22 protein-coding genes and 1 tRNA gene are annotated in these 26,583 nt (G+C 69.9%); 13 read left to right on the plus strand and 10 right to left on the minus strand.

What is annotated here, in order from left to right; translation table 11 throughout:
* The first annotated feature begins 110 nt into the window (after positions 1–110).
* A tRNA-Glu gene (locus BUE48_RS02715) sits at positions 111–183 on the plus strand.
* A gap of 1,156 nt (positions 184–1,339) precedes the next feature.
* Positions 1,340–2,620, plus strand: coding sequence for an NYN domain-containing protein (locus BUE48_RS02720; RefSeq protein ID WP_012850927.1), 1,281 nt, complete (start codon positions 1,340–1,342; stop codon positions 2,618–2,620).
* A gap of 472 nt (positions 2,621–3,092) precedes the next feature.
* On the opposite strand, the gene BUE48_RS02725 is transcribed toward BUE48_RS02720, so the two are convergent.
* Complete coding sequence (locus tag BUE48_RS02725) at positions 3,093–3,398, minus strand: hypothetical protein (RefSeq protein ID WP_148232905.1); 306 nt, start codon at positions 3,396–3,398, stop codon at positions 3,093–3,095.
* A 222-nt stretch (positions 3,399–3,620) separates the two neighbouring features.
* On the opposite strand from BUE48_RS02725, the gene BUE48_RS02730 reads away from it, so the two are divergent.
* Positions 3,621–4,655 carry a tyrosine-protein phosphatase gene (locus tag BUE48_RS02730; RefSeq protein WP_286988688.1) on the plus strand — a complete coding sequence of 345 codons (1,035 nt, stop codon included), beginning with the start codon at positions 3,621–3,623 and terminating at the stop codon, positions 4,653–4,655.
* A gap of 28 nt (positions 4,656–4,683) precedes the next feature.
* Here BUE48_RS02730 and BUE48_RS02735 read toward each other — a convergent pair whose 3' ends face one another.
* The 3 genes from BUE48_RS02735 to BUE48_RS02745 all read right to left on the minus strand — a co-directional run bounded on the left by BUE48_RS02735 (position 4,684) and on the right by BUE48_RS02745 (position 8,023).
* Positions 4,684–5,802 (minus strand): class I tRNA ligase family protein, encoded by a 1,119-nt coding sequence (locus BUE48_RS02735; RefSeq protein WP_012850930.1) that lies wholly within the window; start codon positions 5,800–5,802, stop codon positions 4,684–4,686.
* A gap of 143 nt (positions 5,803–5,945) precedes the next feature.
* Complete coding sequence (locus BUE48_RS02740; protein ID WP_286988690.1) at positions 5,946–7,016, minus strand: class I SAM-dependent methyltransferase; 1,071 nt, start codon at positions 7,014–7,016, stop codon at positions 5,946–5,948.
* 143 nt (positions 7,017–7,159) lie between these two features.
* Entirely contained in the window at positions 7,160–8,023 is an 864-nt protein-coding gene (locus BUE48_RS02745) for a PhzF family phenazine biosynthesis protein (RefSeq protein ID WP_012850932.1), read from the minus strand.
* 189 nt (positions 8,024–8,212) lie between these two features.
* On the opposite strand from BUE48_RS02745, the gene BUE48_RS02750 reads away from it, so the two are divergent.
* The 6 genes from BUE48_RS02750 to BUE48_RS02775 all read left to right on the plus strand — a co-directional run bounded on the left by BUE48_RS02750 (position 8,213) and on the right by BUE48_RS02775 (position 16,410).
* Complete coding sequence (locus BUE48_RS02750) at positions 8,213–9,055, plus strand: oxygenase MpaB family protein (protein WP_286988693.1); 843 nt, start codon at positions 8,213–8,215, stop codon at positions 9,053–9,055.
* A gap of 20 nt (positions 9,056–9,075) precedes the next feature.
* Positions 9,076–10,659 carry an AMP-binding protein gene (locus BUE48_RS02755; RefSeq protein ID WP_286988695.1) on the plus strand — a complete coding sequence of 528 codons (1,584 nt, stop codon included), beginning with the start codon at positions 9,076–9,078 and terminating at the stop codon, positions 10,657–10,659.
* A gap of 409 nt (positions 10,660–11,068) precedes the next feature.
* The gene (gene qcrB, locus BUE48_RS02760) at positions 11,069–12,724 is read left to right on the plus strand and encodes a cytochrome bc1 complex cytochrome b subunit (protein ID WP_012850935.1); all 1,656 of its coding nucleotides are present in this window, start codon (positions 11,069–11,071) and stop codon (positions 12,722–12,724) included.
* Between the two features lie 380 nt (positions 12,725–13,104).
* Positions 13,105–14,247: a GH25 family lysozyme gene (locus tag BUE48_RS02765; RefSeq protein WP_286988697.1), complete on the plus strand. Its 1,143-nt coding sequence runs from the start codon at positions 13,105–13,107 to the stop codon at positions 14,245–14,247.
* Between the two features lie 529 nt (positions 14,248–14,776).
* A complete protein-coding gene (locus tag BUE48_RS02770; protein ID WP_286988700.1) occupies positions 14,777–16,006 on the plus strand; it encodes a helix-turn-helix domain-containing protein in 1,230 nt (409 codons plus the stop codon).
* 212 nt (positions 16,007–16,218) lie between these two features.
* Positions 16,219–16,410, plus strand: coding sequence for a hypothetical protein (locus BUE48_RS02775; protein ID WP_245536959.1), 192 nt, complete (start codon positions 16,219–16,221; stop codon positions 16,408–16,410).
* A 306-nt stretch (positions 16,411–16,716) separates the two neighbouring features.
* Here BUE48_RS02775 and BUE48_RS02780 read toward each other — a convergent pair whose 3' ends face one another.
* Entirely contained in the window at positions 16,717–16,905 is a 189-nt protein-coding gene (locus BUE48_RS02780) for a rubredoxin (protein WP_012850940.1), read from the minus strand.
* 21 nt (positions 16,906–16,926) lie between these two features.
* Positions 16,927–18,117: an alkane 1-monooxygenase gene (locus tag BUE48_RS02785; protein WP_217265442.1), complete on the minus strand. Its 1,191-nt coding sequence runs from the start codon at positions 18,115–18,117 to the stop codon at positions 16,927–16,929.
* Positions 18,118–18,277: 160 nt separating this feature from the next.
* Between BUE48_RS02785 and BUE48_RS02790 the strand changes: the two genes are divergently transcribed.
* On the plus strand, positions 18,278–18,871 hold the full coding sequence (locus BUE48_RS02790; RefSeq protein WP_012850942.1) for a TetR/AcrR family transcriptional regulator: 594 nt from the start codon (positions 18,278–18,280) through the stop codon (positions 18,869–18,871).
* Positions 18,872–18,954: 83 nt separating this feature from the next.
* Positions 18,955–19,839: a hypothetical protein gene (locus BUE48_RS02795; RefSeq protein ID WP_012850943.1), complete on the plus strand. Its 885-nt coding sequence runs from the start codon at positions 18,955–18,957 to the stop codon at positions 19,837–19,839.
* Positions 19,840–19,938: 99 nt separating this feature from the next.
* Here BUE48_RS02795 and BUE48_RS02800 read toward each other — a convergent pair whose 3' ends face one another.
* From BUE48_RS02800 to BUE48_RS02815, 4 genes are all read right to left on the minus strand, one after another.
* The gene (locus tag BUE48_RS02800) at positions 19,939–20,868 is read right to left on the minus strand and encodes an FAD-dependent oxidoreductase (protein WP_217265443.1); all 930 of its coding nucleotides are present in this window, start codon (positions 20,866–20,868) and stop codon (positions 19,939–19,941) included.
* Positions 20,869–21,513 carry an NAD(P)/FAD-dependent oxidoreductase gene (locus BUE48_RS02805; protein ID WP_245536960.1) on the minus strand — a complete coding sequence of 215 codons (645 nt, stop codon included), beginning with the start codon at positions 21,511–21,513 and terminating at the stop codon, positions 20,869–20,871.
* 35 nt (positions 21,514–21,548) lie between these two features.
* Entirely contained in the window at positions 21,549–21,758 is a 210-nt protein-coding gene (locus tag BUE48_RS02810; RefSeq protein ID WP_217265445.1) for a hypothetical protein, read from the minus strand.
* Positions 21,759–21,886: 128 nt separating this feature from the next.
* Positions 21,887–22,498, minus strand: coding sequence for a TetR/AcrR family transcriptional regulator (locus tag BUE48_RS02815; RefSeq protein WP_012850944.1), 612 nt, complete (start codon positions 22,496–22,498; stop codon positions 21,887–21,889).
* Between the two features lie 122 nt (positions 22,499–22,620).
* On the opposite strand from BUE48_RS02815, the gene BUE48_RS02820 reads away from it, so the two are divergent.
* Together BUE48_RS02820 and BUE48_RS02825 are read left to right on the plus strand one after the other, a co-directional pair.
* Positions 22,621–23,181, plus strand: a complete 561-nt coding sequence (locus tag BUE48_RS02820) for a flavin-containing monooxygenase (RefSeq protein WP_012850945.1) — start codon at positions 22,621–22,623, stop codon at positions 23,179–23,181.
* A 288-nt stretch (positions 23,182–23,469) separates the two neighbouring features.
* The gene (locus BUE48_RS02825; protein ID WP_083789752.1) at positions 23,470–26,571 is read left to right on the plus strand and encodes a DUF6531 domain-containing protein; all 3,102 of its coding nucleotides are present in this window, start codon (positions 23,470–23,472) and stop codon (positions 26,569–26,571) included.
* Positions 26,572–26,583: the final 12 nt, after the last annotated feature.

Below are 26,583 nucleotides of genomic sequence, written 5' to 3' on the forward strand. Positions count from 1 at the left end.
CCACCACGCCCCCACCCGCGTCACCGACCCCCGGCCCGTCCCGCTAGAGTTTTTGTTTAGGCGTGAGGACAAGTTCTCCCCTATGCTGACGGAGACGACGCAGCCGTCAGGCCCCCATCGTCTAGCGGCCTAGGACGCCGCCCTTTCAAGGCGGTAGCACGGGTTCGAATCCCGTTGGGGGCACACACCGGGTGACTGCACGATCGCGGCCGGACCCCTGTGGTCGCTGTGGATATGAGCAGCGGATGCGGCTCTACTCGTTCGTGCGTGACTCGTCGCCGGGGGAGCATCTTGGCTTGCCGGGCTGCCACCTCTCCCATTGATGGATTTCCAGTCGGAATGCTTGGGACGGCTGCCTGAGCGGCGACTGGGCGCCCGGAGACGGGCAGGGTCGGCTGGATCTGCTTGGAGCTCCCGTCGTCCAGTGAATTCTTCGGCATGCCATGTTCACAGCTCGTATGCGGGTGTTGGGCGGGACGGCTGGAGTAGGTCCCTGCTTTGGGGATTGCACTGCCACTGGCGGTCTCGGCGGCTTGCCGGTTGAACGCACTGAACCTTTTCAACACGCCGTCTCGGTAGGTCGAGACGAGGACGTCGCGGTCAGGGGCGATGCCGTGACCTAGAAGGTCGCAGTACAGGGCCCTGTCGCGACCTTCTCGGTGTCTTGGGCCCGTATTGGCGAAGGTTCACCGGTTGGGGCGGGTGAATGATCTGCTCACGATCGGGATGCGCAGCGGCTCCGGTGGCAGAGTTCGCCTGAACGCTCCTTGTCTCCTGGCGGACGGGGCCGGGTGCGGAATCCCATGCGCGAGGTGTCCGCAAGGGCGTTCGCCGGGATCGAACCTGGCCGGTGCGGCCTTGAAGCCATCCCAAGATCTCTCTGAGACCCCAGCAGGTACCGTTCGGCCACGCCTTGCTTCGCCCAGTGGAATCAGGGCCTGAGGCGCACACTCTTCAGAGTCGCCGTCCAGCCTGCGGCCACGTGATCTCGTACCGGCTCCCAGACCATGATCCGCATTGTCAGGACCGTTCTTGTACGCCATTGCCGGTGGAACCCTCCTTGATCACCTGGACGGCTGGCCGGAGTCAACGCAAGCATGAGGTGAGTGATCTGTTCACTATGCCCGTGGCCGGCTCTTGTTCTTCTTCCGTGATCCTTTCTGGGCGGCCATCGAGTCTCCGGCAGGGGTGCCGGATTTGGGAATTCCCGTTCTGCTGTATACGGACGGCCAAAACAATGGAAGCTCGGAGTGGGGCCGCCAAGGGGCGGGTTCTTGTGGGTGGGGGTTTTGAAGAACTGGGCATTGATTTTTCTGTCATCCTGTTGTAGATTATTTTTGTGCGATACTCTCGGGCTGCATTTTATCTTGACTTTGATAATGTGTTCGGTGGGCTTTTTAAGCTGGATCCGGATGTGGCGATCCAGTTCGCAAGCAACCCGGGAGTATGGCTGCAACGTCTGTCGACCACGCTGACGGTGGATGCTCCGCGGCGTTGGCTGGTGCTGCGCTGCTATCTCAACCCGGCCGGCTGGGTGGATTACCATCCCCCGCTGGGAGAGCCGTCACGGCTGCAGTTTTTTCGATTCAGATCCTCGTTTATTAGTGCCGGTTTCGAAGTCATTGACTGCCCTCGCTACAACGCCACGAAGAACGGTGCGGACATCAGGATCGCCGTGGACGTCGTCGATGCGCTATCGGCCGACGTCACGTACGATGAGTTCGTCATCGCCTCCGGCGATTCCGACATGACACCATTGCTGCAGCGGCTGCGCAGGGCCGACCGGCGGACCGTGGTCATGTCATCGGTGGACGCGGCCGAGGCGTTCATTTCGATCGCCGACCGCACGATAAATGGTCAGCAGCTACTGGAGCTGGTTCAAGGCGAACCGGTCGGCGTCGAGGACGATGAGTACGATGCCGTGGCCGCCGAGCTCGATGGCATCGGCGGTGATCACACATACGCCGGTGCTGTGCCGAGCGACCATGCCAGGGCGTATGAATACTTCCGCTCAGTGGTCGCCGACAAATACAATAATGCTTCCGAGCCCCTGAACATGGCGAATTTGGCGGCCCAGCTGCGCAGTGAGCTGGGACCGGTGATCGACGAAACCGGCTGGTTCGGCTTCGGCGGTTTCGCACGGGCGGTGGAAAGTTTGAAACTTCCCAATCTGCGAATGTCGAAGCATGAGATATGGGATGAGAGTCGGCACTCTCCCCCCGCGGACGCGGTGGCCACGGTACCGCGCGTCACCCTGCCGGAGCCCGTGGAACGCCTGACGGCGTTGATCAATCTGCCCCGGCTGCCACAGGGCTGGTGGCCGATGATCTATCAGACGCTGGCCGACTATGCCAGTTCCCATCAGTTCAATTTGACGCAGTGCACGAGCTGGACGCGAGACCGGCTTCGGGAACAGGGGTTCGCCATCAATCGCAACAGCGTCTCCTTCGTTGTGCGGGGAGCCGCGTTCGGCGGATGCCCGCTGTACCGTCAGCCCCCGCCCACTGCGGCGGAGATCGGAGAGGCTTTCGTGAACAATGTTCTCACTCGCGTCGATGGGGAAATCTTGACGGAAGAAGAGATCGAGATGGTCCGGACCTGGCTTGGGGGATATTCCTAGAGTGAGGGGAATCTGTCGGGTTCTGAGCTCGGGGTAGACGGCTCTCACAAGGTGGCACTGAGGTGGCATTTTGTGGGCAACCAGAGGAAATGTGTGGAACGGTGCGGCGTTCACCCTGAGTGCTGTTGGGGTCGTTTGTCCTGCGAGGAATCCCATATCAGTGATCGCGGTCGCTCGCCCAAGCGTCATATTGGGCTGAGACGCCCGTCCATGCATGTATCGGAAAATCTGGCGCCACGACCGGTGGCCGTGCTCTCCCGGGGTGCCCGGCTTCACTCGGCCTCAAGAGCGACGCGGATCGGGTGCGCTTGAGATCGCTCCCGCCCTGCCCGGCGGCCCGTTTCGTCATCCGGCCCTACCTGGATGCAAGCGCCCTGCAGTGCTAGACCATGCCGAATAGCAGGGCGTTGAGGGTGTCGGTCGCCGGGGGATTTCCCGGAGAGCCATATGGCGGTGGACGCGGCGAGGTCGGTCATGATGAGCCGGGCGGCAGGGGAGTGGTGGGCTCGCCTGAGGCTTGGCCCTCGGCGACGATGCCGATGATGAGGTCGAACAGGGGCCGGTAGACGGCGTCACCGACCGCGGCGATGGTGCCTTCGGTGGCGAAGGCCAAGGCCATGGCGCGTGCGCCGTGATCCGCCGAGGTCCAGTGCTCGACCAGGATCCTTTGGGGAATGCGGTGCCGTTCGAGGGGCCCGAGCGGATTTTCCGTACGGGCAGCCTGTCTGTCGAGGACGCCGTGGACCGGCTCGGCAGCCCTCTCGTACGGGGGTGGCACGAGCCGGGTGATGCTGAGATGGCCGGCTCAACAGAGACGTATGTCGCGGTTTGTCTGCAAGGATCGTTCGTCTCGAGCGCCGGTGCGTCTGGCGCTTGCCGTTGCAGGCGGAATTTCCCGTGAGGGGGCGGAAGAGAGGAGACTGCAGTCGGTCGGGCGGTCGGGCCCGATCTGAGGTGTTTTCAACGGGAGGGTCGCGGAGCTCGCCAAGGCGGTGAACCGGTGGGCGAGTGCGGCCTGGGGAGGCTGATGCGGGCGATGGTGGTGCACGTCGAGGTCGTCGGGAACGGGCGGGGCGATCTTGAGGTGTCCTGGGAGCCCGCCTGGGACGGGCCGGTTGAGGTCGCGGTCGGGCCGTCGCCGGAGTCGATCCGCTGCGATGAGCCGGTGGCCCGTGTCGAGGGGGCCACGCGGGTGTCGCTGCAGGGGCTGGGGCCGGGGCGTCATTACGTGTCGGTGGCGCCGGTCGGGGGTGCCGCGGTCGTGGCCGCTGAGCGGTTGCTGAGAATGGAAGGGCTCAGCAATTTCCGTGACCTCGGGGGTTATCGCACGGCCGACGGTGGGCGCGTCCGCTGGGGGCTGGTCTACCGGTCGGACGTCCCGCACCTGCTGACCCCGGCCGATCTGGAGGTCATCGCCCGGCTCGGGCTGCGCACCGCCTACGACCTGCGTACCGACGAGGAACGAGCGCACGCCCCTTCGGCGCTGCCGGAGGGCGTTCGCCGGGAGTGGATCGCCATCAGCGGGGCGGCGGCGAAGACCGAGCAGATCGTTCAGGAGGTCATCGCGGGGCAGAGGACGGCGCTGCCCGGCGATTTTCTCGTCCGGGTCTACCACGCCATGGCCGAGACCGAGGCGGCGGCGTTCGGGCGGCTGCTGACCGGTCTGGCCGAGCCCGGTGGGCTGCCCGCGCTGATCCACTGCACCGCGGGCAAGGACCGCACCGGGATCGGGGCGGCGCTGCTGCTGTCGGCGCTGGGCGTCGATGAGCGGACGGTGCTGGACGACTATGAGCTCAGCGCCGTCTACTACAGCGCGCCCCAGCTGGAGCAGCTGCGGACGGCGCTGGCGGGCACCGGCATCGACGTCGAACGCTTCCGCGCCGCCCTCGACACCTCCCGCCAGGCCATGGCCGCCGTGCTGGCGACGCTGAAGGAACGGCACGGGACGATCGAGAACTACCTGCTGCGGGAGGCGGGCGTGTCCCCGGACGTTCTCGCCGGGCTGCGGGCGCGCCTGGTCCAGCGGCCGGGCTGACGGCGGCCGTCCGCGGGCACCGGCGGGCTCACTCCAGGGCGAGGACGCTCAAGGCGGTGCGGGCGGTGCGGCCGCCTTCCTGTTCGGCGATGTTCAAGGCGGCGTCGACGTTCAGGTCGTCCAGCAGCGCGGCGGTGACGGCCTCGTCGGCGGCGGGGGAGGAGCCTGGGCGGCCGGCCGCGGTGTGCAGGCGGTCCAGGCGGGCGGCCGCGGCCGACAGGTCGCCCGGGGTGTAGTGCCACTCCTGCGCCCACGGGGTGGACAGCAACGCCAGCCGCAGCACCGAGGCGGGGTGCTCTTTCAGCAGGTCGGCGACGAAGACCAGGTTGCCGGTGGACTTGGCCATCTTGGCGCCGTCCTTGCTGACCATGCCGACGTGCAGCCAGGCGCGGGCGAAGGGCCGCACGCCCGTCATCGCCTCCGCCAGGGCGCTCTCGTAGGCGTGGTGGGGGAAGCGCAGGTCGGCGCCGCCGGCGTGCAGGTCCAGGGCGGGGCCGAAGATCGCCAGGGCCATGGAGGCGCACTCGGCGTGCCAGCCGGGGCGGCCCGCGCTCCACGGGCTGGGCCAGGCGGGCTCGCCGGCTTCGGAGGGACGCCACAACGCGATGTCGAAGGGGTCGTCCTTGCGCGGGTCCTCGGGGTCGTCGCCGTACTCGGCCAGCAGGTCCAGGGCGGTCTGCCGGTCCAGGCCGGCCTGCCCGGGCACGTGCGCCCCCCGGAAGTAGACCGCGCCCTCCCGCAGGTAGGCGTGGCCGAGGTCGAGCAGGGCCTGGGCGAGCGCGATCGTCTCCCGGATGTAGTTGTGGGCGCGCGGCTGGTGGGTGACCGAGTGCACGCCGAGAGCGGCCATGTCCTGCTCGAAGTAGTACTGCTGGACGGCCGCGAAGCTGTCATACGGGCTGCCGGCCCGCTGCGCGGCGCGGGTCAGCACGTCGTCCACGTCGGTGACGTTGCGGCAGACCTTCACGGTGTTGCCGGCGTGGCGGAGAACCCGGGCGGCCACGTCGGCCCACACGAACGTCCTGGCGTGGCCGAGGTGGGTGGTGTCGTACGGGGTGATCCCGCAGACGTACATCCTGGCGTGCCCGATGGCGGGCAGCGGCCGCCCGCCGAGCCGCAGCGATGGGACGGTGGAATCTGGACGCACCGGCGATCTCCTTTTGCACACGGCGAATGCCCTCTCCCCACCGTACGTCCCGCATCGCCGCGGCCCGGCATCCCCCTCGCGGACGTGGAACATCGGCGGCCGGGAGCCCCGCACCCGGCCGCCGATGGGGCTTGCGGGCCGCTTTAGGGGTTGAGCCGGTACAGGCGGAAGAAGTCGTTGTCCACGTCCAGGATCTGCACCTGGGAGTAGCCGGCCTCCTCGGCGAGGCGGCGCAGGGTGCTCGAGCGCAGGACGGTGCCCAGCGCGGCCGAGCCCGGCTCGGCGAGCTGGCTGGGCAGGCAGTGGGTGACGCTCCAGCCGTACATCATGCGTTCCACCTCATCGCCGGGGGCGGTGAACTCCTCGGCGACCCGCTCGTCCACCACCAGCACGGCGCCGCCGTCGGCGAGCGCGGCGCGGGCGGCGCGCAGCGCGTCCACGGGACGGGCCATGTCGTGCAGGGCCTCCAGGATGACGATCAGGTCGTAGGGGCCGTCGGCGAGCTTGGCGGCGTCCTCGCAGCGGAAGCGGAGCCGGCCGTCCAGCCCGGCCTCGGCGGCGTGGCGGCGGGCGTCCTCGATGGAGGCGGCGTCGGCGTCGATGCCGTCCACCCAGGCGTTGGGGAAGGCGCGCGCCAGCGCCAGGCTCGACCAGCCCTGGCCGCAGCCCACGTCGGCGATGCGCGGACGGTCGGCGCCGTTGATCCGCTCCGCCACGTCGGGCAGCGCGGCCAGCCAGGAGGTGGGCAGCTCGTGGGTGAAGGCGGGCCGGTTGATGCGGCCCTGCCCGTGGCGGAAGGCGGTCCCGTAGGACTCGTACGGCACCCCGCCGCCGGTGCGGTAGGCCTGGACGACTTGGGGCAGCACCCCGCCGATGCCGGCCAGCATGTGGGCGAACGGCGCCACGTGCGACAGGTCGTCGGCGTGCAGCAGCACCCGGGCGTGGTCGGGGGCCAGCAGGTAGCGGCGCTCGCCGGAGCCGGGGGCGAGGTTGAGCAGCCCGGCGACGGCCTGCTGCTCGAGCCATTCGCGGGCGTAGCGGGGGGCGATGCCGGTGCGGTCGGCCAGTTCGCCCGCGGTGAGCGGGCCGTGCTCGGCGAGGGCGGCGTACAGGCCCAGTTCGCCGCCCAGGTAGATGGAGTAGAGCTCCAGGGCGCCGAGCGCAGCACTGAACAAGCGCTCGACCAGGGCGTCGCTGCGGTCGGTCGTGGTCATCGCGGTGTCTCCTTGCCGGAAGCGGTGTCACAAGGTCGGCACCTACGACGATTCCGCAGCTCAGGGACGGTTCGGTAGCGGTGAGCACCCCTAAAGAACCCCCTAATTCGGGCGGTGCCCGCCCCTATGTTTGAAGGGGCGCTTCAGCGGGGGATGCGGACGGCCGTGCCCGACACGCGTACTCGCCGGTCCCCTTCGTGCAGGTCCACGCGCAGCAGGGCGGGGCGTCCCATGTCCTGTCCCTGGTGCAGCGTCACCGTGGCCGTTGCGTCCACCAGTCCCAGTTCGCGCAGGTAGGCGCCGAACGCCGCGGCGGCGGAGCCGGTCGCCGGGTCCTCCCGCACGCCGCCGACCGGGAAGGGGTCGCGGACGTGGAAGACGTGCTTCGACTCCCGCCAGACCAGGTGCAGCGTGGTGAGGTCCCGGGCGGTCATGAACGCCCGCAGGGCGTCGAAGTCGTAGTCCAGTGCGGCCAGCCGCGCCCGGGTGGCCGCCGCGAGCACCAGGTGCCGGGCTCCGGCGAAGGCGATGCGCGGCGGCAAGGCGGGGTCGAGCTCGTCCGGCCTCCAGTGCAGGGCGGCCAGCGCCTGGGACACGTCCTGGTCGGGCACCTGTTCCACGTAGGGCTCGACGCTGGTCAGCGTGGCCCGCAGCGTCCCGTCGGCCTCTTGTTCCACCTCGACCGGGACGGGGCCTGACCGTGTGGCGAACTCCAGCGGGCCGGGTCCGATCCGTTCGGCCAGGGCGACCGCGGCGGCGACGGTGGCGTGCCCGCAGAACGGCACTTCCGTTTCGGGGGCGAAGTAGCGGACGGTGAAGGACCGCCCGGGGCCGTCCGGCGGGGCGGTCAGGAAGGCGGTCTCGGAGTAGCCCACCTCGGCGGCGATGGACAGCATCTCCTCCTCCCGCAGGCCGGCGGCGTCCGGCACCACGCCGGCCGGGTTGCCGCCGGCGGGGTCGCGGGTGAAGGCCGCATACCGCAGGACCTGGGGCCGTGTGCCGTCCATCTCCTCCCTTTCTTCGGAAACACCGTCAGGCAAGCACACCGGGCGCGGCGTGTCGATCCGGCGGCCGTCCGGCATGGGGGAGGTCACGTTGACAGCGCCGAGACCGGTGAGACATTTTTGAGTAAATGTCCACTTACCTTCCTGTCGGATGAGCCCGCCGCCCGCGGCAGTACCGGAAAGGCCTGCAAGGTGCCCTCGACCGAAGTGACCCCGCTCGGCCCGGACTCGCTGACCTGGCGGTTCTTCGGGGACACCCGGCTGCTGCTGGTCGGTCCCCGGGCCGCCGTGCTGCAGAACATGCTGCCCGCCCTCGGCCAGGGCGTGCTGGAGCACTCGGTGTTCTTCTCCGAGACCTTCGCCCGGCTCAAGCGCTCGGCCGGCCCCATCCTCAACACCGTCTACGGCGGCGAGGACGCCCCCGCCATAGGACGGCAGGTCCGCGACTACCACCACCACGTCAAGGGCGAGCTGCCCGGCGGCGGCCGCTACCACGCCCTGGACCCGGAGACCTACTACTGGGCGCATGCCACGTTCGTCGACCACATGATCTACGGGGTCGAGACGTTCATCCGTCCCCTCGACGAGGCGGAGAAACGGCGGATCTACGAGGAGTCCAAGACCTGGTACCGCATGTACGGGGTCAGCGACCGGCCCATGCCCGAGGACTGGGAGGGCTTCCAGGCGTACTGGAAGCACATGCTCGAAGAGGTCCTCATCGCCCACAAGACCGCCCGCTACGGCGTCGGCTACACCACCAAGGGCCTGCCCGCCCCCCGCCGCTTCCCCAAAAAGCTGTGGCGGGCCGTCAGCCCGCCGCTGAACAAGGCCGCCTCCTTCCTGACCATCGGCGGCCTGCCGCCACGGGCCCGCGAGCTGCTGGAGCTGCCCTGGAGCGCCGAGGACGAACGCCGCTACCGGCGCTTTGCCGCCCGGGTGCGGCGCGCGGGCCGCCACTGGCCGCTGCTGCCGGAGGCGGTGCGCTACTTCCCGCAGGCCCGCAAGGCCTTCGCCCGCGCCCGCGCCGCCCGCTGAACGTCCGGAAAGGCCCGTCCATGTCCCGCATCCGCCAGGTCCTCGAAGGGCTGACCGCCGCGCGGCGAGCCGGGCTGCTCGGCCTGCCGCCGCGGGCGGTGGCGCCGTCGATCCGCGCGCTGCGCGCCTACGGGCCGCTGGGCGCGGCCGCCACCATGAACGCGCTGCGCTTCGGCTCCCGCACCGCGCTGGTGGACGAGCACGGCACGCTCACCTTCGCCGACCTGGAACGCCGCTCCAACGCGCTGGCGAACGCCTGGCGGGCGCGCGGGCTCGGCCCCGCCAGCCGCGTCGGCATCCTGTGCCGCAACCACCGCGGCCTGCTGGACGCCATGACCGCCGCCGCCAAGATCGGCGCCGGGGTGCTGTTCCTCAACACCGACTTCGGCGGCCCGCAACTGGCGCAGACCGTCGAACGCGAAGGCGTCACCGCCCTCGTCCACGACGAGGAGTTCACGCCGGTGGCCGCCGGCGCCCCCGCCCCGCAGGGCCGTTTCGTCGCCTGGACCGACCGGCCCGGCGGCGGCGATCTGGAACGGCTCATCGCCGAAGGCGACCCGGCCCCGCCCCCCGCCCCCGGCCGGCACGGCTCCCTGGTCATCCTCACCAGCGGCACCTCCGGCGCCCCCAAGGGCGCCCCGCGCTCCTCCGGGCCGAGCGCGGCGTGGCTGCCCGTCGGCATCGTGCACCGCATCCCCTTCCGCCCCGGTGAGAGCGTCTTCGTCGGGCCGCCGATGTTCCACGGCTGGGGCCTGACCGCCATGCTGGTCACCCTGGGCACCGGCTCGGTGCTGCTGCTGCGCCGCCGCTTCGACGCCGACGCCGTGCTGGACCTGCTGGAACGCCACCGGGTCCGGGCGCTGGTGGCGGTGCCGGTGATGCTGTCGCGGCTGCTGGCCGCCGACGCCCGCCGCGAGAACCGGCCGAGGCTGCGGCTGCGGATCATCGCCACCGGCGGCGCCGCGCTGTCCCCCGCCCTGGCCGAACGGGTCATGGCCCGCTTCGGCCCGGTGCTCTACAACTTCTACGGCTCCACCGAGGCCTCCAGCATCAGCATCGCCACCCCCGAGGACCTGCGCGCCGCCCCCGGCTGCGTGGGCCGTCCCACCCTCGGCACCACCGTGAAGATCCTGGACGCATCCGGCCGGGAGGTGCCGCCGGGCGTCACCGGGCAGATCCACATCGACAGCCCGCTGCGCTTTGCCGGCTACACCGGCGGCGGGACCAAGCCCACGGCCGGGAAGCTGATGGCGGTCGGCGACCTGGGACATCTGGACGCCGCCGGGCGGCTGTTCATCGACGGCCGCGCCGACGACATGATCGTCTCGGGCGGGGAGAACGTGTACCCGGCCGAGGTCGAGGAGCTGCTGGCCGGCCACCCCGGCATCCGGGAGGCCGCCGTCGTCGGCGTCCCCGACGAGGAGTTCGGGCAGCGCCTGCGCGCCTATGTGGTCGCCGCCGACACCGCGCTGGGCGAGGAGGAGGTGCGCCGGTACGTCTCGGCCAACCTGGCCCGCTACAAGGTCCCCCGCGACGTGGTGTTCGTCGAGGAGCTGCCCCGCACCTCCACGGGCAAGGTCCTCAAGCGGCTGCTGCCCCGGTGAGGGGGCCTCGACCAGGACGTCCCGCCCCCTGCCCGCGGGAACGGCAAGGCGGTGAGTGCTCCCCGCCGTTCCCGCGGCCCGGCCCGGGATCGCCGGAGCCTACGAACCCGGACGCCGGAAAGGAGGCGGTGACGCGGGGCCGGCGGGCTTTCACGGGCGGCCCGCCGGCCCCGTCCCGGCGACTCTTTGCCGGTCGCAGAGAAAACGATGACCTTCCGGATCTGCGAACGGGCACCGCCGCGGCCGTTCCGGAAAGGGCGCCGGCAAGGGACGTTCCCGCGCCTGCGTGTTCCGGCGGCGACTTTCGGTGACGGTGGCGTGTTCGGTCCCCTCCCGGTCCGGGTAGGAGGCGAAAACCGCGGTGCTCCGCAGGCCGCGGCCACGTATCCGCAGGTCGGGAGGGGCTGGCGTGACGAATCCGCAAAAGCCCGGACAGGCCCCCGCGGCGCTGAGGGGCATGGGCCGGGCGATCGATGACCGGCTCGGCGGTGGACGCTGGGGCGTCAAGGCGATCAAGAAGGCGTTCCCCGACCACTGGAGCTTCCTGCTGGGGGAGATCGCGCTCTATTCCTTCGTGATCGTCCTGCTGACCGGGGTGTTCCTGACGCTGTTCTTCAAACCCAGCATGGCCCCGGTCGTCTACGAGGGCTCCTACACCAAGCTGCGCGGGGTGGAGATGTCGGAGGCCTATGCCTCGACCCTGCACATCTCCTTCGACGTGCGCGGCGGGCTGCTGATGCGGCAGATCCACCACTGGTCCACCGTCATCTTCATCGCCGCGATCCTGGCCCACCTGCTGCGCAACTTCTTCACCGGGGCGTTCCGCAAACCCCGCGAGCTCAACTGGGTGATCGGGGTGACGCTGCTGCTGCTGGTGATGCTCAACGGATTGTTCGGCTACTCGCTGCCGGACGACCTGCTGTCGGGCACCGGCCTGCGCATCCTGCACGGGGTGGTGCTGGGCATCCCGCTGGTCGGCACCTACCTGGCGATGTTCATCTTCGGCGGCCTGTACCCCGGCGAGGAGATCATCCCCCGCCTGTACGTGGTGCACATCCTGCTGATCCCGGCCCTGCTGCTGGCGCTGATCCCGCTGCACGCGGTGATCTTGACCTGGCGGCAGACCCACACCACCTTCCCCGGCCGGGGCGCCACCAACACCACGCAGCGGGGCTACCCCTTCATGCCGGTGTTCATCGCCAAGACCACCGCCTACCTGTTCTGGACGTTCGCGGTCGCCGCGTTCATGGCGACGTTCTTCCAGATCAACCCGGTGTGGCTGTACGGCCCCTATGACCCGGGCGCCATCAGCGCCGGTTCCCAGCCGGACTGGTACATGGGGTTCCTGGAGGGCTCGCTGCGGCTGATGCCGGCCTGGGAGATCACATTGTGGGGGCACACCGTGCCGCTGAGCGTCCTCATCCCCGCGCTGGTCGTGCCCGGTGTGCTGTTTGTGGGGCTGTATCTGTATCCGTGGATCGAACGCTGGATCACCGGCGACCACGGGACCCACCACCTGCTGGACCGGCCCCGCGACGTGCCCGCCCGCACCGGCATCGGCATGGCCGGGGTCACCTTCTACGGACTGCTGTGGCTGGCCGGCGCCAACGACGTCATCGCCGACCGGTTCAACTTCAACCTGTACGGCACCACCTGGTTCTTCCGGTTCGCGATCTTCATCGGCCCGGTGCTGGCCTACATCGTCGCCTACCGCGTCTGCCTGGGCCTGCAGCGCCGCGACCGGCAGCTCATCGAGCACGGCCTGGAGACCGGCGTCATCCGCATGGCCCCCGAGGGCCGCTTCAGCGAGCTGGAGGTGCCGCTGTCGAAGGAGGCCGCCTCGCCGATCACCGACGAGCGCCCGCCGGCGGCGGTCCCGCTGGAGGCCCCCGCTCGTGCCGGCGTCCGGCCGCCCGCCGAACGCGGGCGCATCGGCAGGCTCAGGCTGAGCCTCAACCGCCACTTCCTGCGCGACCTGTACAGGCCGGTCGCCCCGCACCCCAACGGCGACCGGGCCGTCCGCGAGGAGGAACGCCGCGCCGAGCAGCGGGCACTGAAGGAGTGACCCACCCCGTCCCGAAGCGTCGGGGAGCGGAAACCTCCGTGGCGTCCGACCGGCTGGTTTGCGCGTTGCGGCGCTCCCGGTGGATCTCATGCGGCCGCCTCGCCGGCGCCATCGGGGCCGCCCGTGGCAGGGCGGCGGTAGCACGTCGTCTGTAGGCGGTCGTCCCGGATGCCCGGATTCCGGACGGCCGCATCCGGCCGCCGTACGGCCGCACTTTTCGCATAAGTTTCATTACTCTTCAATCGTCACAGGTTCATCGCTCCTGGCATCTCTCGCTCAGCGGGCGCCGGTCTTCGGCGGCCGGCGGGACCTTGCGTCCATTCGGGCCGTCGCCCCGCAGGCCCGGAGCGGTTCATGGTTCCCCGACGATTGGAAAGTGGATGAAGCGTCTGACAGCCGTTGTCGCCATGGGCGTCTCCGCCGCCGTCATGGCGGCCGGTGCGGCGGCCGCCGCGCCGACGCCGGGGCACGGGCTGCGTCCCGGTGAGGCGTACGCCGGGGCCGGCAACCCCGAGCGACGGGCCGGCGGGGTCGGGGCCGCGCAGGTCCCGGCCGGGCTGAAGGGCGTGGACGTCTCCAGCTACCAGGGGCCGAACGTCGACTGGGCGGCGCTCAAGCAAAGCGGCGTGCGCTTCGCCTTCGTCAAGGCCACCGAAGGCGCCAAGGTCAAGGGCGACCCCGACAGCGGCTACGTCAACCCCTACTTCAAGGACCAGTACAACGGGGCGCGCAAGGCCGGCCTGATCCGGGGCGCCTACCATTTCGCCCTGCCGCACAAGTCGGGCGGCGCCCGGCAGGCGGACTACTTCATCAACAACGGCGGCGGCTGGAGCACGGGAGGCGGGACGCTCCCCGGTGTGCTCGACATCGAGTTCAACCCCTACGACAACGGGCTGGACACCTGCTACGGCCTCAAGCCCGCCCAGATGGTCGGCTGGATCCGCGCCTTCAGCAATCGTTACCGCAAGCGCACCGGCCGTTACCCCATCATCTACACCAACGCCTACTGGTGGAACAAATGCACTAACAACAACACCAGTTTCGGCAACCACCCCCTCTGGCAGGCGCACTACGGCTCTGGGCCCGTCACCCCGCCCGCCGGATGGAAGACCTACACCTTCTGGCAGTACGCGGCCGGCACCGGCGCCACCGGCAACCCGAGCGTCTTCAACGGCTCCCTGAAAGCCCTGCGCAAGCTCGCCGCCCAGGCCCGCACCGGCTTCACCAAGGTGAACGCCGGCCCCGAGCCCAGGAAGAAGGGCAAGAAGCTGACCGTCGTGGGCCGGCTTCACTACCACAACGGCACCGCCTGGCGTCCCCTGGCCAAGCGGAAGGTCTCCATCTGGTTCCGGGCGCGCGGCACCTCCAAGTGGGTCCGCAAGGCCGTCGTGACGACCAACGGCAAGGGCTGGTTCCGCCGGAAGTTCATCGCCCGGAAGGACGGCTACTGGCGCGTCAAGTTCGCCGGCGGCCCCAAGTTCTTCGGCGTCACCAGCGGCAGCGACTACGTCGACGTCCGCTGACGCCCGTTCCTCAGCCCCCCGGTGGACGGCGCCGTCCACCGGGCGGACCGAACCTTTTTCAACATGTGCCCTCCCGCGCTCTGGGCGCGGGAGGGCACTGCCCGATTCTGCATCGTCCCAGGTCACGGCGTTGTTCCGGGTGCGGTGACCGGTACGGGCGAAGCATGGAAAGAAACCAGTTATCCACAGCCTGTGGATTTTTCGGGCATTCATGACAAGAGCGTGGCGCCCGGCCCCACTCACCCGCCTCGGTGGCCTCGCGCAACGCATCAGTGAGCCTGATAACGGGCTCACACCGGGGTGAAGACGACGTGCCGCATGCAGGGCACCGTAAGGAGGGCAGGCGCCCACCCGGCTGGGCACCTGGGTGCCTGACTCACTTGAGCTGCGATTGTGCACAGGCCTGGTGCGGCGGGCGGTAAGGACCGTGCTCTAGCCCCTTAGGCCGCCTCCCCGCGAGGCTCTAACACAAGCGAGGTCCCGACCCTACGGTGAGAAATGCGCGACTCTCACCGAAGGGGCGGGACCTATGCGTGACCGTAGCACCGAACCGGTCGATCCGAACCTGCCGGTCGGCAAACGAATCCAGTACTACCGGACCAAGCGGGGCATGTCCCGCGAAGTGCTTGGCGGGCTGGTCGGCAAGACCGGCCGGTGGGTGCGGGCAGTCGAATCCGGCCGGCTTCAGACGCCCAAGCTGCCGGTCCTGCTGGCGATCGCCGAAGCGCTCAAGATCCGCGACCTCGGGCAGCTCCTCGGCGGGCAACCCATGCCGACCAGCACCTTCCGCGGCCCCGGTCATCCGGCGCTGCCGGCCGTCCGGGACGCGATCAACGCCATCGGCGTACCGGACACCGCCCCACCCCGCCTTGACCACCTGGCCGCACGGGTGGCCGCCGCATGGCGGGCCCGGCACGCCGCCCCCGACCATCGCACCGTGCTGGGCGGGCTGCTGCCGGAGCTGATCCGCGACGCCCGGCACGCCGCTTACGCCTACGGCGGAGACGACCGCAGACGGGCTCTGGCACTGCTGGCCGAGGTGTACAACCTCACGCAGTTCTTCGTCGCCTACCAGCCCGACAGCGGCCTGCTGTGGCGGGTGGCCGAGCGGGCGCTGCTGACCGCGCAAGAGGCCGAGGAACCCCGGACGATCGGCGGGGCGGTGTGGCTGCTGGCCGAAGCCCACCGGGACGCCGGCGACCTGGATGCGGCCGAACAGGTCATCCGTGACGGCATGGAGCTGCTGCGGCCACGTCTGGAGCAAGGGGGCGATGACCTTCGCGCCATGTGGGGAGCGCTGCACGCCGCCGCCGCGTACACCGCGGCCCGGGCCGGGCAGAAGGGCACGGCGTGGGGCTGGTGGGACCGGGCAGAGGAGATCGCCCGGTCCCTGCCCGCCGACCATTACGACCCGCTCACCTCGTTCTCCCGGGTGGTGATGGGCGCCCACGCCGTCACGCTCGCGGTGGAGCTGCGGCAGAGCGGAGAAAGCCGCCGCCAAGCGGCCCGGCACGCCGCCGCCGCGATCCCCTCCCAGCCCCGCCGCGGCCGTCACCTGGTCGAAGTGGCGCGCGCCTGGCAGACGGCCGGTGACCACGCCGCCGCGGTCGATGCGCTGGCGGACGGGTACGCGACCGCGCCGGAGACGATCCGGTTCAACGGCTACGCCCGGCAGATGATCACCGAGTACGCGGGCAAGCCCGGCCCGCTGCGGGCACCGGCGCGGGACCTGGCCGAACGGGTGGGACTGCTGGTGTGACCTTCAGGTGCCACGAACCATGGCACTCCGTGGCCAATCGGAAGCGGATTGTGTTGTGAGACACAAGCGACCCCGGCCCGCTGGGCGGACAGCGGGGAACTCCGGGACCTGGCCACGAATGGAGGTCGTGGTTGAGTACGACGGTACCCCACACCAGATCACCAGCCCATGCCCCTGAGCCCACCGCCGCAGACGCATGTGGCCCGGATGTGTTGGCTGATCTGCAGCGTCAGATCGGCAGGCAGTGGCTGGTCTGGTACGGGCACCACACCCGCCATTGGTGGGCGATGCCCCGCCCGCCCTACCCCTGGTTCGGGCTGGTCGAAGGCCGCACCCCGGCTGATCTGCCGGCCCGGGTCCGCGAGGTCCAGGCCTACTACGGGCCCAGCCGGGGGATGCGATGACGGCTTCTCTCGACGGGCTTGAGCTGTTTCCGTGGGAAGTCCGCGGCGAGGACGGGGAGATCCACGAAAGCGGAGTATCGAGCGACTGGGCGGCGTCCCGGGCGGCGATCCGGGCACTGGAGACCCGGCCGGCGGGCTGGACGGCTTGCGTCTGGTCGGCCCGCCTCAATCCCCTGGAGTACGACTACCGGAAAGTGATCGGCCGGGGGAGCGGCAAGCAGGCTCGGCCGGGGTCATCTGGAGGACCGGCCGGGGCGGCGGCCCGGTTCCCGACTCGCCGGGCCGCCGCCCCGCAACGTCGCGGGATCAGGCGCGGGTGATCTCGACCATCTCAAAGTCGGACTTGGCCATCTGGCAGTCCGGGCAGCACCAGTCGTCGGGGATGTCCTCCCAGCGGGTGCCGGGCGGGATGCCCTCCTCCGGCCATCCTTCGGCCTCGTCGTAGATCCAACCGCACCCCAGGCACTGCCAGGTCCGGTAGGGCTGCTCGCTCATAGGGGGACCTCTTTCGTTCGATCAGCGGGCGGCGGCGGCGCCGTAGCGGGCCATGAGCTTCTCGCGCTTGGCCGGGTGGACGTTGCAGCGGGTGATGTCGCCGTCGTAGTGCTCCAGCAGCCGCTTGTCCATGACGCGGAACCACCACGGCGGCACCAGGGCCCGCAGGATCATCGTGGCGTAGCCGGCCGGCAGCTGCGGGGCCTCGGGGAAGTGCCGCAGCATCTGGTAGCGGCGGCCGGGGTTGGCGTGGTGGTCGGAGTGCCGCTGCAGGTTGTACAGCAGCACGTTGGAGGCCACCCGGTTGCTGTTCCAGCTGTGGGCGGGGGTGGTGCGCTCGTACCGCCCGCTGGGGAGCTTCTGCCGCAGCAGCCCGTAGTGCTCCAGGTAGTTGACGACCTCCAGCATCATGAAGCCGAGGACCGCCTGCAGGATCAGGTAGGGCAGCAGCTCGATGCCGAAGGCCAGGCACAGGGCGCCGAACAGCGCGGCCGTCGCCAGCCAGCCCTGGATCATGTCGTTGCGCAGGCTGATCGGGCCCTTGCCCTGGCGGGCCAGCCGCTTCTTCTCCAGCTGCCAGCAGGAGCGCAGGCCACCGAAGACGGTGCGGGGCAGGAACCGGTAGAACGACTCGCCCATCCGGGCGCTGGCCGGGTCCTCGGGAGTGGCCACCCGGACGTGGTGGCCGCGGTTGTGCTCGGCGACGAAGTGGCCGTAGCCGGTCTGCGCCAAGGTGACCTTGGCCAGGAAGACCTCGACCTTCTCCTTGCGGTGCCCCATCTCGTGGGCGGCGGCGATGGCGATGCCGCCCACCGCGCCGATGGTGGTGGCGAACCCGATCCGGTCGATCACCGACATCGAGTCGCGGACCAGGATCGCGCAGCCGACGATCAGTGAGGCGTACTGGATCGGGATGTACAGGAGGTTGGCCCACATGTAGAAGCGGTCGTTCTCCAGCCGCTTCATCGCGCTCTCGGGCGGGTTGGTGGGGTCCTCACCGAAGAACCAGTCGAAGAACGGGAAGATCACGAAGATCGCTATCAGCCCGAACCACCAGAACAAATCCAGCCCGGTGAGGTTGACCAGCCCCCACGCCCCGAAGGGGATCGCCGGGACCAGCAGGCCGAGCAGCCACAGGTACCGCTTGGGGTCCTTCCATTCGCCGTCGGCCGCGCCAGAACCGCGCACCTCGACGTCGGCGGCCACCGTCATGACCATCACCTGCCTTACAGGTTTGAAATTTCTGTCCAGAAACTAGACATCTGCCTAAAAAGTGTCAATTGTGACCCTGGTCACAACGGTGGGCTGTAAGCAGGCGGTCTTCGCTCGTCACCAGGGACGTGATCGGCCGGGCGTCTACGATGGCCGTGAGATGACGCGCTACCGAGAATCGGTCCGATCGCTGCTCCGCGAGCGCCTGCTGGACGCCGCCTATGAACTGGTGGCCGCCGACGGGTGGGACAAGATGCGGATGACGCGTCTGGCCATCGCCGCGGGGGTGAGCCGGCAGACCGTCTACACCGAGTTCGGCAGCCGGGAGGCGATCGGCGAGGCGCTGATCATGCGCGAGGTGGAGCGCTTCCTGGTGGGCATCCAGGAACAACTGGACGCCAACACCGCCGACCTGCGCGCCGCGATCACCGCCGGAGTGCGCTTCACCCTCCAGCAGGCCGCGGACAACCCCCTGATCAAAAGCGTCCTCACCAACGCCCGAAGCGGCAACGAGGGCCTGCTGGCACTGCTCACGGTCCGCTCCGACCAGCTGCTGAACGCGGCGCAGACCATGCTCGACGCCTACGTGGCCGACGTCTGGCCGGAGATGGACCCCGCCTCCCGCAGCCTGGCCATCGAAGCGGTCGTCCGGATCACCCTCAGCCACATCGTCCAGCCCGGCGGCTCAGCCGAGGAGACCGCCCGCCGCACCGCCGAGATCGTCATGCGGGTGGCCCAGATATCCGACGACTGACCACCCGCGTCCGGGAGGTTCTCACCCGGGCGGGGTCCGGTGCCCACGGGACGTCCGCAGGCCCGTGGGTATGTGCAGAGATCATGACCGAAGTGGATTTGTCCGCGGCCGCGTCCTTCATGGCCGCGCACGCGCGCATCCTGGACCGCCGCCGCTTCCAGTTGATCACCGGGGAGGGCGACCCGTCCGCCGTCCTGGCCGCCCTCGACGGCTACCGCAATCCCGACGGCGGCTACGGCTGGGGACTGGAACCCGATCTGCGCTCCCCCGAAAGCCAGCCCGCCGGCGCCCTGCACGCCCTGGAGGTCTACGCCGACGCGGCCCCCGCCAAGTCCCCGCATTCGGCGGCCCTGTGCGACTGGCTGGAAGCGGTCTCGCTGCCGGACGGCGGCCTGCCCTTCGCCCTGCCGGTCACCGACCCCGCAGGCTGCGCCCCCTGGTGGGTGCGGGCCGACCCGGCGACGTCCTCGCTGCACATCACCGCCGCCGTCGCGGGCATGGCCCACCGGGTGGCCGCCACCGACCCGGCCGTGGCCGAGCACCCCTGGCTCGCCCGCGCCACGGACTACTGCCTGCGGGCCATCGACGCCATCGACACCGCCCCGCCGGCCTTGGAGCTGATGTACGCCCTGCAGTTCCTGGACGCCGTCCACGACACCCGCCCCGAGGCCCCGCCCCTGCTGACCCGCCTGGGCGCCTACCTTCCCGCCGATGGAATCCTGCACGTCGAGGGCGGCACCGAGAACGAAGCGCTGCGGCCCCTGGACTTCGCCCCCCTGCCCGGACGTCCCGTCCGGGCACTGTTTCCCGCCGAGGTCGTGGCCGGGGAGCTGCGCCGGCTGGCCGCCGCCCAGCAAGGCGACGGCGGCTGGCCGGTCGAGTACACGGTCTTCTCCCCGGCCTCCGGTCTCGAATGGCGCGGCTACCTCACCGTCCGCGCCCTATGGCTGCTCAGCCGCAACCGCTGAACGCAGCAGGGCGTCGTGGCGGCTGTGGGTGCTGTCACCGCGCTGCTCGCGGACCATGCGGCGGCCAGGGCGGTGCGCTGCCCGTACAGGAAGGGGCGGTCAGCGGGGGACGTGCGGGTCCCAGATGTCGAAGACATTGGGCTTGCCCGCGGCGAAGCGGGCGTCGTCATCGTCGTGGAGGGGCTTGAAGACATTGGGCTTCCACGGCTTGTACAGCTTGGCCGGGGGCTCGGAGACCCCGGAGGCCTCCAGGACGGCGTTGGCGGCCTTGCGTCCGGCCTCGTTGGCGCCCTCCATGGTGGCCAAGTTGATGTCGGCCTTCACGTAGTCGGAGGCCAGGAACAGGTTGGGCACCTTGGTGGCCGCCTCGGGCCGCAGGTACCAGGAGCCGGGCTTGTTGATCAGCAGCGGCTCGTCGTTGGCGACGTGCGGGGTGCCGTTGCCGGTGATGGCCGGGTCGAGGAAATAGGAGTGGATGTTGGAGTCGGTCAGCCGGAGCCGGCCGAACGGGATGGCCCGGCGCAGCTGCTCGACCACCTCGTTGAAGATCTCCTCGGTGGTGCAGTCGCGGGCGGGCTTGCGGTAGATGACGCCGGGCACGTCCCAGGCGGAGATGTCGATGGACAGGCAGTCGTTGACGTTGCCGTCGCCGTAGGTGGTGCCGAACTTCTCCTTCCAGAACTGGGCCTGGCTGGTGGAGGTCAGCGCCCACGGCTGGGCCGCGTAGGCGACGTGGCCCTTGGCCAGGTCGATGGGCTTCTTCAGGTAGATCATCAGCCCGTTCATCCAGTCCACCGACAGCTCCCGCAGGGTGCGCAGGCTCGGGTCGATGGCCAGGATGTCGTCGTTGAGCAGCGGGACGGCGCGTTCCAGCGGCACCGCCAGCACGTGGTGGTCGGCCTGTACGGTCTCGGTGCTGCCGTCGGCCCGGGTGATCTGGGCGTCGCTGATCTTCCCGCCGGCGACGTTGAGACGGGTCAGCGTGGCGTTGATCTCGAACTTGACGCCCAGGGAGCGCAGGTAGGCCACCTAAGGGTCGATGAGCGCCTCGTTGGTGGGGCCGTTCAGCAGCCGGTCGGGCGCCTCGTAGCCGCCCAGGCCCAGGGTGCTGTAGACCCATGCCTCGGCCATCAGCCCCATGGTGTGGGCGTTGGCCTTGTCGGCCTTGGCCGCCACCAGGGCGGTGGTGAACATGTCGACGAGGAACTCCTTGTACCCCTTCGACTTGCCCTCGGTCTTGACGAAGTCGTAGAAGCTCATGTGCTCCCACTGCTTGAGCCGGCGCTGCGGCCCGCCGGCGACGAAGGCGATCATCTTCTGCAGGAAGAACGCCGCCTCATGCGCCGGGATGAAGGTGATGACCGAGACCGCCGAGCGCAGGAACTGCAGGGATTCGGGGCTGAGGGTGCCGATGATGCTGCCGTGCGCCGGGATCGGGATCTTGATGCCGTTGTAGAAGGCCACGACCTCCTTGCCGGCCACGAAGTTGTCGTAGGCGGTCCCGCCGCCGGGCAGCGGGATGCGCTTCATGGTGTCGGGGATGTTCTGGTAGAAGCCCGGGAAGAAGCGGAAACCGTGCTCGGCGGGCAGGTCCTTGCGGCCGCCGGAGCCGGTGCCGGGGGCGGGGAAGCTGCGGCATTTGCCGCCCCAGGCCTTGCGTTCGTAGATGGTCACCGCAAAGCCGCGCTCGGCCAGCTCGTGGGCGACGGTCAGACCGTCATCCCACCGCCGAACACCGCCACGCGGTGGCCTGCGGCGGTCTTGCACCGGGAGCGGGCCAGGGCCGGGGCGGCCTGCCCGATGCCCAGGGCACCGGCCGCGGTGAGGGCACCGGCGGCGGCCAGCGTGCCGGTGACGAACTTGCGGCGGCCGATCTCGCCCGTGCCTTCGGTCGATCCGTTCGGGGTGTGGTCGTCCACAGCACACTCCTCACAGGGGGCGGATAACCGACACTGATGTCGGTTATGGAAGGGTGCGCCCCACTATGAAGAAGCCGCCGCGGCGCGTCAAGCCCCGCGGCGGCCGCCGAAGCCGAGCAGAGGCGGACCTAGCGGACGTTGCCCAGCCCGGTCCACAACAGTCGCATCGCGCCCTCCACCAGCATCGATCTGGGCATCTCCGGGTGGCGCTCCCACCACTGCGCCACCCCGTCCAGACCGGCGATGAGGAGTTCCACCATCGCCTCGGCGATCGGCTCTTTGGGGTCCACGCCGACTGCGCGCATGTCGTTGGCCAGCAGCGCCGTGACCACCTGTGCGTGCGATTCGCGGATGCCGCGCCGGACGGTGCTGATCTCCGGATCGGCCTCGTCCGCCTGGCCGAACAGCAGCTTGCGAGCCTCTGGACGGCTTTGCGCGAAGCTGAAGAACGCATCGATCGTCGAGCGCATCCGCTCTTCGGGGGTGCCTGAGCCGGTGATGCGGGCGCCCACGTACTCCATCAGCGCCGCGTTCTGCTCCTGCATGACCGCCAGCAGCAGCACCCGCTTGGAGGGGAAGTGGTCATACAGCACCGTCCGCGCCACCCCGGCCACTTTGGCGATCTCCCCCAGCGAGGCGGCGTGGTAGCCCTTGCCGGCGAAGACCTTCAGCGCCGCCTCGATGATCGTCGCCCGGCGGGCCGGCGCGCGCAGCCGCGACTTGGACGCGGTTTCCCCCATGCTCTTGACTCCCTCTCTCCGTTGAGTCCACCCTAACCGACACATCTGTCGGTTAAGACACGTCCCGCCGGGGGCGGCACGACCCGGCGCCGGGTTGTGCGTGGACGCCGAGGGAGCCGCGCATGAGGCGCAGGAACTTGTCGATCGCCATCGTCGGAGCCGGGTTCAGCGGCATCTGCCTGGCCATCGGCCTGAAGAAAGCGGGCTTCGCCGACTTCGTCATCTTCGACCGGGGGAATGGCCCCGGCGGGGTCTGGCGCGACAACACCTACCCGGGCGCCGCCTGTGACGCCCCCTCCCACCTGTACTCCTTCTCCTTCGAACCCAACCCCGACTGGTCGCGCCGCTTCGCCGAGCAGCCCGAGATCCTGGACTACCTGCGGCACTGCGTCACCAAGTACGTGCTGACGCCGCACCTGCGGCTGCGCACCGGGGACGGCGAGACCGGCGAGTACGGCCTACTGGTCGCCGCCTGCGGACAGCTCAGCAACCCCGCGGTGCCCGAGCTGCCCGGCATGGACGCCTTCACCGGCACCATGTTCCACTCGTCCCGCAGATCCGCGCCGACTCACCAAAGGCACTCGGTCGGCTGCCGGGAGCGACGCGGGGCGGCGCCGCTTCGCCCGGCCGGGTGTGCGGGAGCCCGCACCATTAGGGACGGTACATCGCCGCATTGGTGGTGACCGAAAAGACACTCCCGGTGCCTGCCGTGCCGGCCTTCTCGCCGCCGAATTGCAGCGCCGCGGCTACCCGCTTGACTGCACCCCGGCCGCTGGCTTGGCCCTGAGGCCGGGGATCGGGAGCAGGTGGAACCCAGGGGCCGGTCGGTGCGCTAGAGCGCACGTCCCAGCGAGGCGTCGAAATGTCCCCGCTGAACAGCGTTTTCCGGTAAGTTCTTCCCTCTGTCAATAAATGTCCACTATTTGTGTCGGCTGGTACTTGTATGCCGGGCACTCGAGTGAGTCTTCACCATGGGTAAGCCGAGAGGACCCCGCTTTAGCGGCAGGCGGGATGGCAGAAGAGGCGGCAGGGAAGGCGGCCCGGGAAGCACCCTCTTTGAGAAGGCCGCAGGCGAGCTGTTTTCGACCCCCAGGCGCAGCGGAAACGGCGGCGGGCCCTCCCTCCCGCCTCCCGGATCTCGGCCCAAGCCGACCGGACGCCCTCCGGGGACCCCGCGCCGGGGAGGCTCCCCGCAGTCGCAAGCGCGCCCCATCGACCGGACCCCCAAGGGCGGGGACCCGATCAGCATCGTCACCGGCGACGTACTGCTGGCGCAGCGGGACGTGGCCTGGCCGGCGGTGCTGCCGCTGGTCCTGGAACGGGCACACGTGTCGTCCTACCGGGCGGGGCGCTGGTTCGGCCTCTCCTGGGCGTCCACCCTGGACCAGGCGCTGGAGATCGACAGCCAAGGGGTGCACTTCCTCGGCGCCGGCGCGACTGTCTGCAGCTATCCGCACATTCAGGCTCCAGACGCGGCGGCCATGCCGAGCGCCGGCCCCCGGCACCCGCTCACCCTGACCCCGGACGGCGGCTACCGCCTCACCGATCCCCGCTCGGGCCGTACGCTGCACTTCCCACCGCCCAGTGAGGAGACCGGCTGGTCGCGGCTCCCCCTGACGGCCATCACCGACCGCAACGGCAACCGCATCGACCTGATCTACCGGGACCGTCTCCTCGCGGAAGTCCGCCACTCGGCCGGTTACCGGATCCTCATCGACACCGCCCCCGTGGGGCGGCACGGCCATCGCATCACCGCGCTGCGCGCCGCCGACGGCACCACCCTGGTCCGCTTCGGGTACGACCCGGACTCCGGCGACCTGACCGAGGTGACCGACTCCTCCGGCATCCCCCAGCGCTTCTCCTACGACGCCGAACACCGCCTGACCGGCTGGATCGACCGCAACGGCCACTGGTACCGCTACACCTACGACGAGCAGGGACGGGCCGTCCGCGGTGAGGGCTCCCAAGGCAGGCTGAACGCCGTCTTCTCCTACGACGTCGGCAACCGCCGCACCGTGGTCACCGACGCACTCGGCCACAGCACCGTCTACCGCTACAACGAGCGCGACCAGATCGTCGAGGAGACCGACCCGCTGGGCGCGGTGACCCGTTTCGAATGGGACGAGTACGACCGGCTGCTGTCGCGCACCGACCCGCTCGGCCACACCACCCGCTTCCGCTACGACGACCGCGGCAACCTCCTCCAGGTGCGCTACGCCGACGGGACGGTGTCGGCCGCCGAGTACAACGAGCTGAACTTGCCGACGCGCATCGTCCAGCCCGACGGTGCGGTCTGGCGGATGGAATACGACGACCGCGGCAATCTGACCCGCCAGACCGATCCCACCGGGGCGGTCACCGCGTTCACCTACGACGACCGCGGCGGGCTGCTCTCAGTCACCGACCCCCTGGGCCACACCAGCCGGGCCGAGCTCAACGCCGCTGGCCTGCCGCTGACGATCACCGACGCCCAGGGCGGCATTTCCCACCGGTCCTATGACGCGATGGGACGCCTTGTCCGCTACACCGACCCCACGGGAGCGGTCACCGCGCTCTCCTGGACGGTCGAAGGCCGCCTGACCTCACGGACGCTGCCTGACGGCACCGTCGAGCACTGGCGCTACGACGGGGAGGGCAACCTGGTCGAGCACACCGACCGGCTCGGCCAGACCACCCGCACCGAGTACGGCCCACTGGACCTGCCCGCCGCGGTGGTCCGCCCGGACGGCTCTCGCCTGACTTTTGAGTACGACGGTGAGCTGCGCCTGACCACCGTCACCACTGACACCGGGCTGACCTGGCGCTACACCTACAACGCGGCCGGCCATCTGGTCGGCGAGACCGACTTCAACGGCCGCAGCATCGCCTACACCACCGACGCCGCCGGACGGCTGATCGCCCGCACCAACGGCGCCGGTCAAACGGTCGGCTACGTCCGCGACCCCTTCGGGAATGTCGTGGAAAAGACCGCCGACGGCCGCACCACCACGTTCGCCTACGACGCGATGGGCCGGTTGGTCCGCGCCTTCGGCTCCGGCATCGAGCTGAAGATCCACCGCGACCTGCGGGGCCGGGTCCTCGCCGAGACCTGGAACGGGGCCACCACCGCCTACACCCGCGACGCCGTGGGCCGCGTCATCGCCCGGCGCACTCCCTCGGGAGCCCAGACGGCCTGGTCCTACACCCCCACCGGCCTGCCCGCTGTGCTGCGGACGGGCGATCACACCCTCACGTTCGCCTACGACGCCGTCGGCCGGGAGACCCAGCGCGTCATCGACGCCGCCGTCGTCCTCGCCCAGCAGTGGGACGTCGTCGGTCGCCTGACCGGCCAGACACTGTGGGGCGCCCCCGCCCCCGGCACCGACCGGGCGCGCTTGCTGCAGCACCGCACCTATGCCTACCGCCCTGACGGCAACTTGACAGGTGTCACCGACCGCCTCGTCGGCGACCGCGTCTACAGCCTGGACGCCAGAGGTCGCATCGCCGCGGTCACCGCCCATGGCTGGAGCGAACGCTACGCCTACGACGACATGGGCAATCTCACCCATGTCGCCGGCTCGGCCGCCGTCCCCGACCAACAGCCGGAGACGGGAGCGCGCGAGTACACCGGCACTCTCGTCCGTACGGCCGGCCGCACCCGCTACGAGCACGACGCCCAGGGCCGCGTCGTGCTCCGCGAGCAGGTCACATTGTCGGGCAAACGCCGCCGCTGGCGTTTTCACTGGGACGCCGACGACCGTCTCAGCGCCGTGGACGTCCCCGACGGCTCCCGCTGGTACTACCACTACGACCCGCTCGGCCGCCGCGTCGCCAAACAACAGCTCACCGCCGACGGCACCACCGTCCTGCAGTCCTACACCTACGTCTGGGACGGCACCCGCCTGGCCGAGCAGACCCACCGCGTCCACGACCCCCGCCGTCCCACCGTCCAGGCCACCACCTGGACCTACGAGCCCGACTCCCACAGGCCCGTCACCCAGACGGAGCGCATTCCCGCGGCCACCGCCTCCCAGGAGTGGATCGACCGCCAGTTCTACGCCATCGTCACCGACCTCGTCGGCACCCCCCACTGAGCTGGTCGCCTC

This window comes from Thermomonospora sp. CIF 1 (assembly GCF_001896795.1).
GTDB lineage: Bacteria > Actinomycetota > Actinomycetes > Streptosporangiales > Streptosporangiaceae > Thermomonospora > Thermomonospora curvata.